The organism is Clostridium sp. AF36-4, assembly GCF_003435975.1.
GTDB lineage: Bacteria > Bacillota > Clostridia > Lachnospirales > Lachnospiraceae > Eubacterium_F.
This window is the reverse complement of the sequence record NZ_QTVH01000010.1, coordinates 72,145-87,042: the sequence shown is the minus strand read 5'-3', so window position 1 is coordinate 87,042 and position 14,898 is coordinate 72,145. Positions and strand designations below refer to the sequence as shown.

At 41.8% G+C, this 14,898-nt stretch carries 12 protein-coding genes; 3 read left to right on the top strand and 9 right to left on the bottom strand.

Translation table 11 applies throughout. The annotated features are described in order from the left end of the window. Nucleotides 1–12: 12 nt before the first annotated feature. The 3 genes from pta to DW005_RS07355 form a co-directional block, all read right to left on the bottom strand. Nucleotides 13–990 (bottom strand): phosphate acetyltransferase, encoded by a 978-nt coding sequence (gene pta, locus DW005_RS07365; RefSeq protein ID WP_022377318.1) that lies wholly within the window; start codon nucleotides 988–990, stop codon nucleotides 13–15. Between the two features lie 513 nt (nucleotides 991–1,503). Continuing rightward, nucleotides 1,504–2,172, bottom strand: coding sequence for a response regulator transcription factor (locus DW005_RS07360; protein ID WP_117478754.1), 669 nt, complete (start codon nucleotides 2,170–2,172; stop codon nucleotides 1,504–1,506). Next, nucleotides 2,169–3,854, bottom strand: a complete 1,686-nt coding sequence (locus DW005_RS07355; protein ID WP_117478753.1) for a Na/Pi cotransporter family protein — start codon at nucleotides 3,852–3,854, stop codon at nucleotides 2,169–2,171. The genes DW005_RS07360 and DW005_RS07355 overlap by 4 nt, the downstream gene beginning before the upstream one ends. 162 nt (nucleotides 3,855–4,016) lie before the next feature. On the opposite strand from DW005_RS07355, the gene DW005_RS07350 reads away from it, so the two are divergent. Continuing rightward, nucleotides 4,017–5,738 (top strand): ABC transporter ATP-binding protein, encoded by a 1,722-nt coding sequence (locus DW005_RS07350; RefSeq protein WP_117478752.1) that lies wholly within the window; start codon nucleotides 4,017–4,019, stop codon nucleotides 5,736–5,738. Here DW005_RS07350 and DW005_RS07345 read toward each other — a convergent pair whose 3' ends face one another. From DW005_RS07345 to DW005_RS07335, 3 genes are read right to left on the bottom strand one after another with little or no spacing between them, the layout of a single operon-like run. Continuing rightward, a complete protein-coding gene (locus tag DW005_RS07345) occupies nucleotides 5,739–6,899 on the bottom strand; it encodes an ABC transporter permease (RefSeq protein WP_117478751.1) in 1,161 nt (386 codons plus the stop codon). It abuts the gene before it with no gap. After that, nucleotides 6,886–8,019 (bottom strand): ABC transporter permease, encoded by a 1,134-nt coding sequence (locus DW005_RS07340; RefSeq protein ID WP_117478750.1) that lies wholly within the window; start codon nucleotides 8,017–8,019, stop codon nucleotides 6,886–6,888. The genes DW005_RS07345 and DW005_RS07340 overlap by 14 nt, the downstream gene beginning before the upstream one ends. 14 nt (nucleotides 8,020–8,033) lie before the next feature. Next, nucleotides 8,034–8,975, bottom strand: coding sequence for an ABC transporter ATP-binding protein (locus tag DW005_RS07335; RefSeq protein WP_117478749.1), 942 nt, complete (start codon nucleotides 8,973–8,975; stop codon nucleotides 8,034–8,036). A gap of 157 nt (nucleotides 8,976–9,132) precedes the next feature. On the opposite strand from DW005_RS07335, the gene DW005_RS07330 reads away from it, so the two are divergent. Then, the gene (locus tag DW005_RS07330) at nucleotides 9,133–10,194 is read left to right on the top strand and encodes a histidine kinase (RefSeq protein ID WP_117478748.1); all 1,062 of its coding nucleotides are present in this window, start codon (nucleotides 9,133–9,135) and stop codon (nucleotides 10,192–10,194) included. Between the two features lie 2 nt (nucleotides 10,195–10,196). Further along, nucleotides 10,197–10,814, top strand: coding sequence for a response regulator transcription factor (locus DW005_RS07325; RefSeq protein ID WP_117478747.1), 618 nt, complete (start codon nucleotides 10,197–10,199; stop codon nucleotides 10,812–10,814). A 27-nt stretch (nucleotides 10,815–10,841) separates the two neighbouring features. Here the strand turns inward: DW005_RS07325 and DW005_RS07320 are convergent, their stop codons facing one another. The 3 genes from DW005_RS07320 to DW005_RS07310 form a co-directional block, all read right to left on the bottom strand. After that, complete coding sequence (locus tag DW005_RS07320; protein ID WP_117478746.1) at nucleotides 10,842–12,026, bottom strand: pyridoxal phosphate-dependent aminotransferase; 1,185 nt, start codon at nucleotides 12,024–12,026, stop codon at nucleotides 10,842–10,844. Between the two features lie 15 nt (nucleotides 12,027–12,041). Further along, entirely contained in the window at nucleotides 12,042–12,836 is a 795-nt protein-coding gene (thiD, locus tag DW005_RS07315; RefSeq protein ID WP_117478745.1) for a bifunctional hydroxymethylpyrimidine kinase/phosphomethylpyrimidine kinase, read from the bottom strand. A 730-nt stretch (nucleotides 12,837–13,566) separates the two neighbouring features. Beyond that, nucleotides 13,567–14,895 (bottom strand): MATE family efflux transporter, encoded by a 1,329-nt coding sequence (locus DW005_RS07310; protein ID WP_117478744.1) that lies wholly within the window; start codon nucleotides 14,893–14,895, stop codon nucleotides 13,567–13,569. Nucleotides 14,896–14,898: the final 3 nt, after the last annotated feature.

Sequence of the window (14,898 nt, the reverse complement as noted above, 5' to 3'; positions counted from 1 at the left end):
AAAAACTCTCCGCTAAGCTAACGCAGCTGTAACGATTGCCATCGAGTATACTTCCGATGCGTTACATCCACGTGACAAATCATTAATTGGAGCATTCAAACCAAGCATAATTGGTCCGTATGCATCAAAACCGCCAAGGCGCTGTGCAATTTTGTAACCAATATTTCCTGCATTGATATCAGGGAAAATAAAGGTATTTGCAGAACCGGCAACCGGGTCTCCCGGACATTTTGTACGGGCAACTCGTGGTGATACTGCTGCATCAAACTGCATTTCTCCGGCAATCAAAAGATCCGGTGCAAGGTCTTTTGCTTTCTGTGCAGCATTTCTCATCTTGTCCACATCCTCGCCGGCACCTGAGCCGTAAGTTGAATAACTTAAGAATGCAATTTTCGGGTCAATTCCAAAAATCTTAGCACACTCTGCACAATCAATTGCAATTTCTGCCAACTCGCCCTCATTTGGCTTAATATTAATCGCACAATCACCCATTGCAAGTACCGTGTTACCACCGGTAGCGGACTCACGAACCAGAATAAAGCAGGATGCTACAATATTTTTACCGGGTTTTGTCTTAATAATCTGCAATGCCGGACGAACCGTATCCGCTGTCGAGTAGGTTGCACCGCCAAGAAGTGCATCCGCTTTACCCATCTTCACAAGCATCGTACCAAAATAATTTGCCTGCTGACAGGTTGCTTTTGCTTTCTCCAATGTCATACCTTTATTCTTACGAAGTTCATACAGGCACTCAGCCATCTCATCAATGCCTTCATACTCCATCGGGTCTATAATTTCAGCTCCACGAATATTAAATGCACTCTCTTCTGCTGCCTTTGCAATTTCATCTTTGTTTCCAACCAAAATCGGTGAAAGGAAAGTACTTGCCAAAAGGCGGGATGCCGCTTCCAAAATACGTGGGTCACTGCCTTCTGTAAAAACAATCTTCTTCGGATTTTCTTTCAAGATATTAATCAACTTGCCAAACATACTACACGTTTCCTCCTAAATATTATTCTCTCTTAATCATACTATTTTTTGTACAAAAAACAAGGGGGTAATTAAGAAAAAATGTTAATAATTTTTTTAATTACGTAATTTGGTTCAAAAAGTTTCCGTCACATGGGCGCTCCCGCTCAGACAACTACGCAGGGGTATCGACATGCACAAAACGCATTGTCTGATACCCGCGTAGTTGTACCCATGTGTCGTAAAACTTTTTGAACCAAATTACTGCAAATCAAAAAATTAGTAACTATTCTTACTTATTATGAAAAACTCCTCCCTACATTATACCAAAAAGCACCAAAAAGCGTCGGTTCGTTTTGATTGGTGCACTTTTCTTTTTCTTATTTTACACAAAAAAAGATTTGTATCTCATGGGTACGAACACGCGGGTATCAGACAATGCGTTTTGTGCATGTCGATACCCCTGCGCGTTCGTCTAGCGAAAGCGCCCATGAGATGCAAACTTTTTTATGCAAAATATTAGAAAAGAAAAACCTACTCCAGACGATACCCCACATTCCTAACGGTATGTATCCGTTCTCCCGCCTCTCCCAATTTCTTGCGCAATGTTTTGATATGCATATCCAGTGTGCGGGATTCCCCCTCAAAGGTTGTTCCCCACACACGATCCATCAAAAGATTTCTTGGCATAACATTTCCGGCGTTACTCAAAAATACACGGAGCAGTTCGAACTCTTTATATGTCAGTTCAATAAGTTCATCATCCACATAAACACGGTGTTTCTCTACGTTCATCCGAATGTTTCCTGCCGATAATTCTTCAACAGATGCTTCCTGCGATTTGCTGCGGCGCAGTACGGCCTTCACGCGGGAAATCATCTCCAAAATACCAAACGGTTTCGCAATATAGTCGTCAGCGCCTGCGTCTAGCCCTCTTACCTTGTCAATTTCCGTGCCCTTCGCGGTTACAAGAATCACAGGAACATCGGAAAGCCTTGCATTTTCCCGCATTTTTTTGACAATCGAAATACCATCCTCATCCGGAAGCATAATGTCAAGAAGAACAAGTTCCGGAACTTCATTTTCACACAATTTCCAAAACTCTTTGGCACACGATGCTTCTTTCGTCTCCATATGACAATCTTTCATTGCGTACACTTCGATTTCCCGGATATTCGGGTCATCCTCTACAACACAAATCATTCCGGAACACCTCCTGCCTCATTTTCCTGCTCACTCACTAAACTCATGGCAATGTTTTCACAATGATCTGCCATTCTCTCATAATTAATCGCAAGTTCGTTGACATAAATTCCAATTTCCGGCGATGTTTTTTCTTTTTTTACCCGCTTCAGATTCTGCTTCTTAATGCGTTTGTTAATATCATCAATCTGTGTTTCTTTTTCTTCAATTACATTGGCAAGTGTGCCATCATCTTTTATAAAAGCAGAAACCGTTGTGCTTACAATATCATGCACCTGCTCCGCATAGAAATTCATTTCCTCCCTTAATTTCTTCGGCCATACGGCTTTGCTTTTTGAAATTTTTGCCGCTTCACTCATAATATTTATCGTATGGTCAGAGATACGCTCTAAATCACGAATACAATACACAAGCAAATTCCATTTTGCATACTCTTCCACAATCACGTTGCGGTTTGCAATCTGACGCAGATATTCACCTATTTCCTCTTCATAGCGGTCAATTTTTTCTTCCATTTCAATTACCTGATTACGCTTTTCTTCCGAGTAATCATGGATACCTTCTAAGGCAAGCGTCACATTTTCCAAAGTTAGATAAGCCATCTCATTTGCCGAGCGCTCACACTGCTCAAGAGCAAGTGCCGGACTATCTAAGAAACGGGAATCCAAACGTGCAAATTCCGACGTTGTTTCCTCCTCATCCTCTCGAATTGTAAGAGTTGCCAGTTTTTCAAGCATATTTGCAAATGGGAACAAAAGAATCGTTGCCCCAATGTTAAACAAACTGTGAATCACAGCAATTCCTGCGACTCCTGCTGCATCGTGCATAAAGGAAAAATCAATAAATGCATACAAAGAGTAAAATACAATCATAAATACCGTTGTACCGATTACGTTAAAATATAAATGAACAAGTGCGGCACGCTTCGCATTTTTGCCGGCACCGATTGATGACAAAAGTGCCGTCACACACGTACCGATATTCTGTCCCATGATAATCGGAATTGCTGTCGCATAAGGAACACTTCCGGTCAGACAAAGTGCCTGTAAAATACCAACCGATGCGGAAGAACTCTGAATAATCGCAGTAAGAATTGCACCTGCCAACATTCCTAAAATCGGATTGGAAAACATCGTTAAAACATGCGTAAACTGTGGCACATCAGCAAGTGGTTTTACCGCAGCACTCATCGTATCCATACCAAACATAAGGATGGCAAAACCAATCATGATTGCTCCGATGTCCTTACGTTTTTCCTGTTTGGATGCCATAATCAAGAAGATTCCGATAATTGCAAGAATTGGAGTAAACGATGTTGGTTTTAATAAAGTAACCAGTAAATTGTTTCCCTCAATTCCCGTCAGACTCAGAATCCATGACGTCACCGTAGTACCAATATTGGCACCCATAATTACACCAATCGCCTGATTTAATTTCATGATTCCTGAATTTACAAAACCGACAACCGTTACCGTTGTTGCAGATGAACTCTGAATCACTGCTGTAACACCGGCTCCAAGTAAAACTGCCTTAATGCGGTTATCCGTCAACTTTTCTAATATTCGCTCTAATCTTCCCCCGGATAATCTTGTCAGTCCGTCTCCCATCACATTCATACCGTAAAGGAAGAACGCAAGGCCGCCAATCAATGACAATGCCTGCAGCAAAAATTCTGTGTACATTTTTCATACCTCCATCTTTTTTCATTTCTTTCTACCAGTATTTACAATAACGTATCAAAGTAAAATTGAAATAGACGTTATGTAAAATTTATGTAAAAATTGAAAAATTTCTTTTCTTGTGCTAGGATAGGGCATGGAAAACAAGAATTGGAGGCATTATTTATGAATACATTAAAGAAATTTATTTCTTATTACCGGCCTTACCGTGCCGTCTTTTATTTTGATTTATTCTGCGCCGCCGTTATCAGCGTGGTCGATTTAGCCTATCCGCAGCTTTTGCGTAGTCTCACAAAAACACTTTTTACCGGGAACAAAAGCGCAATTTTAGGAGCACTGCCCTGGCTCTTCCTCATTTTGCTTATGATGTATACCATACAAAGCCTGTGCAAATACTACGTCACCTGCCAAGGACACATTATGGGAGCGAAAATGGAACGCGATATGCGAAAACAGCTTTTTGAACACTATGAAAAACTGTCCTTTTCCTATTACAGTACACACAACTCCGGCCAGATGATGAGTAAACTAGTCAGCGATTTGTTTGACATTTCCGAGCTTGCCCACCACGGTCCGGAAAACTTGTTTATTTCCTTAGTAAAAATTATCGGCTCATTTGTATTTTTGTTTTTGATTAATCAGAAACTCGCCCTGCCGCTTTTGCTGCTCGTCATTCTCATGATTTTATTTTCCATTCGGCAGAATAAAAAAATGCAGCAGACCTTTTTGGAAAATCGAATCCGCATTGGTGACATCAATGCCAGTCTGCAGGATACGCTCTCAGGCATCCGTGTCGTTCAGTCCTTTGCCAATGAGGATACGGAACTGCACAAATTTAATCACAGCAACGAGGCGTTCTTAGAGTCCAAAAAAGATAATTACCGATGCATGGGAACTTTTATGAGTTCTAACCTGTTTTTTCAGGGAATGATGTATCTCACAACGTTAATTTACGGCGGCTATCTGATTGCCATGGGACAAATGCAGGCGGCTGACCTTGCGATGTACGCTCTTTACATTGGTATTTTCATCAGTCCGATTCAAATCCTTGTCGAACTTGTTGAAATGCTGCAAAAAGGTCTTTCCGGATTCCGCCGCTATCTCGAAGTCGTTGAAACCGAGCCCGAAATTCAAGATAAAGAAGGTGCCATTGATTTAGAAAATGTAAAGGGTGACGTTTGTTACGACAACGTTTCTTTCCACTACAGCGACGATAATAAAACCGTTCTCTCGCAAGTGTCCATTCACATTCCTGCCGGAAAATCCGTTGCACTTGTCGGTCCTTCCGGCGGTGGCAAAACAACAATCTGCTCCCTGCTGCCTCGTTTTTACGATGTGACAGCCGGAAAAGTTACAATTGATGGCAAAGATGTGCGTGATCTCACGCTCAAAAGTCTGCGAAACCAAATCGGAATGGTGCAGCAGGACGTCTATTTATTTGACGGAACCATCCGGGAAAATATTGCTTACGGAAAACCGGATGCAACCGATGAAGAAATCAAAGAAGCTGCCAGACGAGCCAATATGGATGACTTCATCATGCAGCTTCCAAAACAATATGATACCTATGTTGGTGAAAAAGGCACCCGCTTATCCGGCGGTCAGAAACAGCGAATCAGCATTGCCCGCGTCTTCTTAAAGAATCCACCGATTCTTATTTTGGACGAAGCAACAAGTGCCTTAGATAACGAGAGCGAACGCTACATCCAGAAAAGTCTGGAAGAGCTGGCAAAAAACCGTACGACCATCACCATCGCCCACCGTCTCTCAACCATCAAACGTTCCGACGAAATCATTGTCATCACAGAAGATGGCATCGCCGAGCGCGGTACACACGAAACTTTACTTGCGAAAAATGGCATTTACGCCCGTTATTACAATTTATAATTATGCTGTCTGTTTTGTCTGCCGTTTCGCTCTTGCTAAAGCAAGTCCGAGGCAGACAAAACAGGCTGCAAATAACACTTCAATTCCCATATATCTCCACAGCAAGTCCGGTGAACTTTGATAATTTCCACTGTCAATCAGCCGTGCTCCCATGATATACCAGTAGGCCGGAAGAAAATGAGCAATTTTTATAATTCCATCTCCTAGAAATTCAATTGGCACAAATACGCCGGACAGAAAACTCATTCCCAATGCAATGACATTTGATACCATGCTGACAGTCTCCGCCTTTTTCATAACCTGACCAACTAAAAATACAATACCAAGTGCCACCATCAAAAATGCAAGCAGGTTTAAGCAGTGTAATCCGCCCTGCACGGTAAACACCTTTTCCCTTGCCCCAATCACGGCACACACAAGATATAAAATTCCAAACAACAATCCTGCCGATAAAGTACCTAAAATGGTTTCACGGTTTGTTTTGGCAAACGAGTACGAGGAGCACTGAATCCGTTCTCTAATCTGCGGTTTATGAAGCACTACCAAAACCGGTGATATTCCCACAATACACAAGCACAAAAGAATATACGGAACATACGCAAAGAAATAGTACACATAACTGTGTGTCGCTTTTTCTCCCGTTTCCAATACGTTCACATCAACTGTTTTCCCATCTGTCTTTCCCGCTTTTGCAAGTGCCTCCTTCACAGAAAATCCGCCGCCAATATATCCTCTTACCAGATTCATATATTGTGTAATCATCTGCTCAAACGATTCCTTGTAAATGGTTCCCGGAACACCGATAACTTCCATTTTTTTATTCTCGCTGCCACTCAGATAGGATTCAAAAAAACCGCTTGGAATCCGAAGGACACACGATATACTCCGGTTGTAAATCTCATCCTGAATGACTTCTTTTTTGTCCTCGATATGGACTTTTTCATTTCCCTGCTCCAAATAAGCAATAAGCGCCCGGCTGATTTCCGAATTGTCTGCATCCATCACAGCAAATTTATAAGTAGTTGGTGAAAATGCTGCTTCTCCTGTCTTTCCGCCCTGTGAAGCAGCCGCTAATGCTACCGACAAAAAGATAACTAAGTACATAATAATCTGCCCTTTTTGCTTGCGCAGCACTTGAAAAAATAGTTTATATACTTGCATAACGATTCCTCCTTACACGCCAGATACAAATACCGCCAAGAAGCACGGTTAATCCTGCCAGTGACAATACATCTACAAAAAAGCGCTCATATGTGTCATAGACGTTTAACGCGTAAAATGCATCCGTGATTAACGCTGCCGGACTGATATCATTGACAATCGGTGCTGCTTTTTCAATGACTCCTTTTATCCCGGAAATCATCAAATCACTCATCGCACAGAGCACTAAGTTACTGCTGACTAATACACCGATTTTTCCACCTTCCGACAAGTGTGCAATGCTTCCAATCAACATACCAAACACAATACCAAAACTGGTTCCTACAAACAAAAGCAGTACAATCGCCGCATACCGCTCGCCAATTTGTAAATTCAAAACAAAACGCATATAGATGAGAAGTGCACATGCCAGAACAAACTGAACCAGCTCTGTCGCAGCAAAATCAGCTACAAACATGGTACTTTTTTTCATTCCGCATACATTACGCCTCTGTCCAAGCGGTGTCAGATTCGCCTGCATCTGAAGAATTGCTGCACAGCCGGAAAAGGATGCAAACAAACAAGTCATCGCAAAAATCGCATAGAAATAATTGACTACATTATCCTGATTTCCCCTCGTATTTTCCTCCTTTGTAAAATACGACATTTCCTGCTGCATCGGTTTCACTGCCTGCTCAATTTTATCCGGATTTTTTTGTGCCGTATCCTGAATTAATGTTTCATATTTTGTAAACTGTTTTAAAACGCTTTGCAGCATCGTCTCATCCATGCCGCTTTCTTTCACCGCGAGAGAAAGCTTGTTTCCCATATAAATGATGCCTTTTACCTGATCTTCTTCTAACAGTTTTTTTGCTTCCTTTTCTCCGGTATAAGTCGTAATAAGAAGTTTTTTGTCTCCCTCTGCCGACACTGCATTTAACATCGCCGTAAGTGTCATGTTATCCTGCTCTTTCACAATCGCAACCGGAACCGGTTCAAATTTTTCTGTCCGGTCAAAGATATCGCCAAGCGCCATATACATAAATGTGGTCAGTGCAAAAGGAAATAACAGCGTCCAAAAAATGAGTTCTCTGCTTCTCAATGAACTAAGAAGCATATACTTAAATTCACGAAAAAACATGAAATCTCCTCCTCTCACACATCCCGAAGTTCTTTTCCGGTAATCTCTAAGAATACATCATTTAACGTTGGCAGTTCCGAATATACTCTGCCAAATACAAGGTTTTTATCCTTCAGATAATCAAGGACATGAATCAGATTATGTGTACCGCCGCTGAAGTTTAACGTAAGTTTTCCTTCATCATATTCCGTTTTGTACACATGCTCCATACTTCCGAGTGCCTCTAAATTTTCTTCCTGAAGTTCCGGAATCTCAATCGAAACCGTCTCCGTATTTTTAATCATTTTTTTCAGTTCATCTTTCGTTCCAATGGCAATCTGCTGTCCCTTGTCCATAATGGCAATCCGGGTACAAATCTGCTCTGCCTCTTCCATATAATGAGTGGTGTAAACAATCGTTGCCCCCTCCTCATTTAATTTCTGGATACCCTCTAAAATTTTGTTCCGGCTCTGCGGATCAACTGCCACCGTTGGCTCATCAAAGAAAATGAGCTTTGGTTTATGGGCAATTCCACAGGCAATGTTTAACCGGCGCAAAAGACCTCCTGACAATTTCTTTGGATAAAATTTGCGAAATTCATCAAGACCGACAAAGGCAATTGCATCTTCTACATACTGCTTGCGGAGTCCCTTGTCTCTGATATACAAACCGCAAAAATAATCTACATTTTCATAAACTGTCAATTCATCAAACACGGCAACATCCTGCATGACAACACCAATTTCTCTTTTAATGTCATAAGAATCCGGCTTCATCTCCCTGCCAAATACTTTTACCGTTCCCTTATCGTATTTAAGCAGTGCAAGAATACAATTAATCGTTGTCGATTTTCCGGAACCGTTTGGGCCAAGCAAGCCAAAGATTTCTCCTTCTTCTACTTCCAGATTCAAATGGTCTAATGCCACTAGTTCCTTATATCGTTTTACTAAATTTTCAATTTGAATAACAACAGCCATCCTTATCCCTCCTCTTTGTGATGTTAAACACATTGTATCATTTTATGTCAGCCACAAAAAGTGTCATCCATCATTTTTGAATTGTGACATTTGTCATTTACTTTTTTTGTTTTTTTCCTTTATAATAGAACATATCAAATGATGGAGGTTAAAGAGCATGGTGCATTTGGGAAATAAGGCAGTTCTTTTTCTGCTTTGCAGCTGTTTTTTTATAAATAGTCAGAACATCACACAAACAAGCATTCTCTTTTTGTTATGCGCCTTTATCATCGGATGCCTTTTTTCCTATTGGGAGGGTTCAAAAGGAGGAATTCTTTTTCTAACCGCTCTCGTCTGCCTGTTAATGCTCTGTTTTCCTGCTTTCGGTTTTTATCTGCCTGTCTTTATTTACGATATCATTCAGGCTAAAGATTATTTTTTACTGATACCGGCAGGAATTGGTTTGATACGTTTTTGCCCTGCCTTTTTATCCTCTGCTTTTATTCTCGTTCTACTTATGATGCTGTCAGCAATTTTATCGTATGCTTTTGGCAGAATTTCGGATTACAAAGAAAAACTGCACCATATTCTGGATACCAGCAAAGAGCATGCCATTATGATGCACGAACGGAATCAGGCATTGATTGAAAAGCAGAATGCAGATATACACGCCGCCACACTCTCGGAAAGAAACCGCATTGCCAGAGAAATCCACGACAACGTCGGCCATATGCTGACGCGTTCTCTCCTGCAGGTCGGGGCACTGAAAGTAATTGCCGGTGATGATGCTTTAGATGAACCATTGACTGAACTGCAAAATACATTAAATACCGCTATGACAAATGTTCGCACAAGCGTCCACGATTTACACGACGACGCAATTGACTTAGAAAGTACCCTCTGGGAAATTATCGATGGGGTGAACACAACAAAAATATCCTTGGAATATGATGTAGAAGGAACGCTCCCAAATCCGATTAAATATGCCTTTATTGCGATTGTAAAAGAGGCGGTAAATAATATTCAAAAACACAGTAACGCAAAAAATGCTTCCATCCGAGTCTGTATGCATCCCGGATTTTACCTGCTCTCGATTGCTGACAACGGCACCAAAATTTCCACAACGGATTCCCGCGGAATTGGACTGAGCAATATGGAAGAACGGGTTCGTGCCTTAAATGGCGTAATACGATTTGATACGGAAAATGGATTTAAAATAACAATTATCATACGGAGGTAGTTATGAACATTATAATTGTAGATGACGACAAATTAGTTTCTTTATCCTTAAAGACCATTTTGGAAGCCTCCGGCGAGGTTAATGTCTGTGCCATCGGAAACTGTGGGGAGGAGGCTCTTTCTCTTTATCCGAAATTCAAACCGGATATTCTTTTGATGGATATCCGAATGGATGGAATGAGCGGACTGACTGCCGGAAAGCAGATTCTCGAAACTTACCCGGATGCCAAAATTTTGTTTCTCACTACGTTTTCAGATGATGAATATATTGTGCGGGCACTCCGCATGGGTGCAAAAGGGTATCTACTGAAACAGAATTTTGAAAGTATTCTTCCTGCCCTTCAGGCGGTTCAGAAAGGACAGACGGTTTTTGGCGAGGAAATCACGGATAAAATTCCGGATTTAATTAATAAGACAACGGCACAGAGAGACTTTGCCAAGTATGGCATTACAGAAAAAGAATATGCCATTATTGAACAGGTAGCAAATGGTCTCAACAATAAAGAAATTGCTGAGACCCTCTACTTAAGTGAAGGCACGGTCCGCAATTACCTCAGTTCCATTTTGGAAAAATTGGAATTACGCGACCGCACCCAGTTAGCTATTTTTTATTACCGGTAATTTTTTGGTAACTTTTATCAGTTATTTTTATTTGTAACTTTCTGCAAGCGCCTTAAATGCCGGCAGTGCTTTTTCAATCTGCTCGGTGCTTACGCAGTAAGAAATACGGACAAAGCCCGGTGTTCCAAAACTGTCTGCCGGAACTAACAAAAGTTCATGCTCCTTTGCACGCTCAGAAAATGCATTGGCATCCTTTTCGAGTGCTTCAACAAAAAGATAGAAGGCACCGTCCGGTTTAATGCAGCGGTATCCATATTCCGTCAAAGCACGGTACAAGATGTCTCTGTTCTTTTCGTAAATCGAGATATCCGATGTTTGTCCAATGCATCGTGCTATAATTTTCTGGAACAGACTCGGAGCACACACAAATCCAAGGGCACGGCCTGCACCGCAAACTGCCGCATAAATCTGTTTCCAGTCTTTTGCTTTATCCGAAACCGCAATATAACCGATTCTTTCACCCGGTAAGGAAAGCGATTTGCTGTACGAATAGCAGACAATTGTATTGTCATAGTAATTCATAAGATACGGAACTTTTACATCCGAATAAACCAGTTCACGATATGGCTCGTCTGCAATTAAAAAGATTTCTTTTCCATATTCTTTCTGCTTCTTTTCCAATACGGCACAAACTTCTTTGATGCACTCCTCAGTAAGAACAACGCCGGATGGATTGTTTGGCGAGTTTAAAATAATTCCCTTTGTATGCTCTGTAATTGCATCTTCCAACAATTTGGTATCAATCTGAAAATCTTCTTTTCTGCTTGGTACAACAACGAGTTTTGAGCCTGTCATTTCAACAAACACACGGTATTCCGGGAAAAATGGAGCAAAGGTGATAAACTCATCGTCCGGTTCTGCCAGTGCTTTTAATGAAATCGTGAGCGATGCGGCTGCTCCAACGGTAACATAAAAATTGTCCGCCGTAAGATTTGTGCTATGCTGCTCATTTACGTAAGAAGCCAGTTTCTCACGAAGTGCTGCGTCTCCCTGTGCCGATGTGTAACCATGCAAGGCAACCGGGTCTCCGTTTGTGAGCAAATCAATAGCCGCTTCTTTTACACATTCCGGTGCCGGAACACTCGGATTTCCAATACTGAAATCAAATACATTTTCTGCTCCGATTTCTGCCTTTCTCTTATTTCCATACTCAAACAAATCACGGATTACCGAGCGATTTGTTCCTAACTGTACCATTTTTTCTGATAACATATCTATGTACTCCTTTCAATTTTTACTTGGGTTAAAGCGGAATGCATGGTTGAGCGGACCACTTCCCTGCCCTAAATCCATTCCATCCGCCAATGCGCCTGATATATATTCTTTGGCTTTTATAACGGCATCTGTTAATTCACAGTTCTGCGCCAGATAAGAGGCAATCGCACTGGAAAGCGTACAGCCGGTTCCATGCGTATTTTCATTATCAATGCGCTTACTCTCAAGCCAATTTCCACCATCCGCCCCATAGAGGTAATCGTTTGCATCCTCAATGCTGTGACCGCCTTTGCATAAAACTGCTGTCTCATATTTGTTATAAAGTGCCTGCGCCGCCTGTTCCATTTTTTCTTTGGAATCAATCTTCGTTCCCGTAAGCACCTCAGTTTCCGGAATATTTGGTGTAATCACAGAAGCCATCGGCAAAAGTTCATTTTGCAGTGCCGCAACGGCATCCTCTTCAATCAGCCTTGAACCGCTGGTTGAAACCATAACCGGGTCGACCACAATAAACTTTGGCTTGTAAAAAGACAACCGTTCCGCAATCACATGAATTAATTCCGCAGAAGCCACCATGCCGATTTTCACAGCATCTGGTTTTATGTCAGTAAAAACTGCGTCCAACTGCTTTTTTAAGAATTCAGGTGTTACTTCCATAATACCGCTTACTCCCATCGTGTTCTGCGCCGTCAATGCGGTAATGACACTCATGGCATAAACACCATTCGCCATCATCGTCTTTAAATCTGCCTGTATTCCGGCTCCCCCACTACAATCACTTCCTGCTATCGTTAATGCCGTCCTCATCTGTCATTCCTCTCTTTCATTGCCTTTACTATTGTAGCGGAAAGGAAGGTTGTTTGTCAAATTTTTAGGGTTCCGTGTTTGTGTCAAGTGTTCGCTGGCACTTTTTTGTTTTCCGTAATTCCGTAGAAAAGCTTTGCGTCTCGTGGGCACTTTCGCTTAACAAACGCGTAAGGGTATGGGCATGCAAAATACGCAAGCCTCATACCCACGTGTTTGTACCCACGAGTCACAAAGTTTTTCTACGGAATTACTGGAGTCCAAAGGAACTGACAACGAACATTTGTTACAAACACGGGAATCTAAAAAATTGGCATCAAATACTTCATATAAAGTTAAAGTAAGCCTTGCAATATAACTCTTCCAATGCGAGTAAGTGGCGTATGCAACCTTTTTCCTCTTAAATAGCACATAACGTTGCATATGTTTTATGAAACAGCCACCCAAAAGCAACCAAACAGGGAAAACTCAATCAAAAGCGTTGCATTGCCGTGTGATTTTCTCTAATGATAGCCGAAAATATGACAAAAATGCAACCTTGTAAGGCAAAACAAGTAAATAACGTTGTTTTAGAAGGTGAGCGGTTATGATGGAGGGGATTAGCTTTGATATGCATTGGAACACGTGGGTAACTGGCATGCGTGCTATGCATGCCGTTACCCTTACGTGTTTCTCAGTGAGAACGGTGCATATCAAAGCTAATCCCCTCCATCATAACCGCATATCTTCTAAATCACTTTATCATTCTCTTCCTCTTAACAACAAGCGGAACAGAAAACAGCACTGCCTTGCATACATTGTCTGCTATCATGCAATACCACACAGTTTCCAGACCAAAGTGCCAGATTTTGACGCAGAAAAAGGTAAACAAAATACGGATTCCCCACATACAGAAAGTTTCTACATAAAAAGCGTACTTTGTTTTCCCAAGCCCATAAAAGATTCCTTCGGTGACAATCATCAACCCATAAAACGGCTCAGAAAACGCGACAATACGCAGCATGCCGGCACCAATCTCAACCACACGGCTGCTCTCGGTAAGAAGTCCCATCAAGGGTCTTGCCACAAAAAACAAGATAACACCGCTGACACACATTAGGATCATTGTCAATTTTACACTCACTGACGCAACGGCTTCCATTTGCTTCTCATCCTCTTCACCAAGAGAAATGCCTATCAGGGTAGAGGTTGCCATTCGGAGTCCGTAACCGGAAATATAAAAAATAGTTTCGGCGGTAACGGCAATTGAGTGAGCAGCAAAGATGGTTGTTCCCATCCCGGAAACAAGACCAGCAAACACAACATAGCCAAAACAGGACGCAATGCTGCTAAAAAGGACTGGCAGACCAATTCGCATACACTCTTTCATCACTTTACCATCTACAGCAAAATGTTCCCACTTCCAGTGGAGATATTCATTTCTCCGGTACGCAGCAAACATCAGCAATCCGGCTGCCGTATAAGATATTGCGGACGCAATTGCCGCTCCTCTGACGCCCAAACCAATTCCATAAATAAAGACAATGTTAAAAAGGATATTGGTTCCATTAGCTCCCAGATTAATTAACATAGGCGTTTTTGTATCTTTTGTTCCCCGAATCGCAGCGCCCATAATCATCGTTGCCGAGCGGAAAATCATCGGCAGACTGACAATCAGGAAATAATCGGAAGCATCCTGCCAAATAGACGGCTCCGCCCCCATCCAAATCGGAATGTAAGGACTTAGGATGACAGAAATTCCACCGGCAAGAAGTCCACACGCAAAAACTAAAATTAAAATCTGCTTTGCGATTTTCTGCAAATACTCTCTGTCGCCGCTCCCCAGTGCCTTTGCTGTCATTGACAACACCGCCACACCAAGTGCCGCCGGAATACTGTTCACAAGCCATGTCACCGTTGTTGTAACACTAACAGATGCTGTCGCTTTTTCTCCCAGGTGTCCAACCATCGCCGTATCCACATACTGCAATAACGTCGATAAAATTTCCTCTAAGATGGTAGGAATTGACAACATAACTAACGTTTTTAAAATTTCACGGCGGTTAATTTTTTGTTCCTGCATTCC

Coding starts and splice junctions, on each gene's coding strand:
- DW005_RS07345 (WP_117478751.1), bottom strand. CDS start 6,899: ATGCAAGTATATAAACTATTTTTTCAAGTGCTGCGCAAGCAAAAAGGG.
- DW005_RS07360 (WP_117478754.1), bottom strand. CDS start 2,172: ATGATTTGTGTTGTAGAGGATGACCCGAATATCCGGGAAATCGAAGTG.
- DW005_RS07325 (WP_117478747.1), top strand. CDS start 10,197: ATGAACATTATAATTGTAGATGACGACAAATTAGTTTCTTTATCCTTA.
- DW005_RS07350 (WP_117478752.1), top strand. CDS start 4,017: ATGAATACATTAAAGAAATTTATTTCTTATTACCGGCCTTACCGTGCC.
- thiD (WP_117478745.1), bottom strand. CDS start 12,836: ATGAGGACGGCATTAACGATAGCAGGAAGTGATTGTAGTGGGGGAGCC.
- DW005_RS07355 (WP_117478753.1), bottom strand. CDS start 3,854: ATGTACACAGAATTTTTGCTGCAGGCATTGTCATTGATTGGCGGCCTT.
- DW005_RS07335 (WP_117478749.1), bottom strand. CDS start 8,975: ATGGCTGTTGTTATTCAAATTGAAAATTTAGTAAAACGATATAAGGAA.
- pta (WP_022377318.1), bottom strand. CDS start 990: ATGTTTGGCAAGTTGATTAATATCTTGAAAGAAAATCCGAAGAAGATT.
- DW005_RS07310 (WP_117478744.1), bottom strand. CDS start 14,895: ATGCAGGAACAAAAAATTAACCGCCGTGAAATTTTAAAAACGTTAGTT.
- DW005_RS07330 (WP_117478748.1), top strand. CDS start 9,133: ATGGTGCATTTGGGAAATAAGGCAGTTCTTTTTCTGCTTTGCAGCTGT.
- DW005_RS07340 (WP_117478750.1), bottom strand. CDS start 8,019: ATGTTTTTTCGTGAATTTAAGTATATGCTTCTTAGTTCATTGAGAAGC.
- DW005_RS07320 (WP_117478746.1), bottom strand. CDS start 12,026: ATGTTATCAGAAAAAATGGTACAGTTAGGAACAAATCGCTCGGTAATC.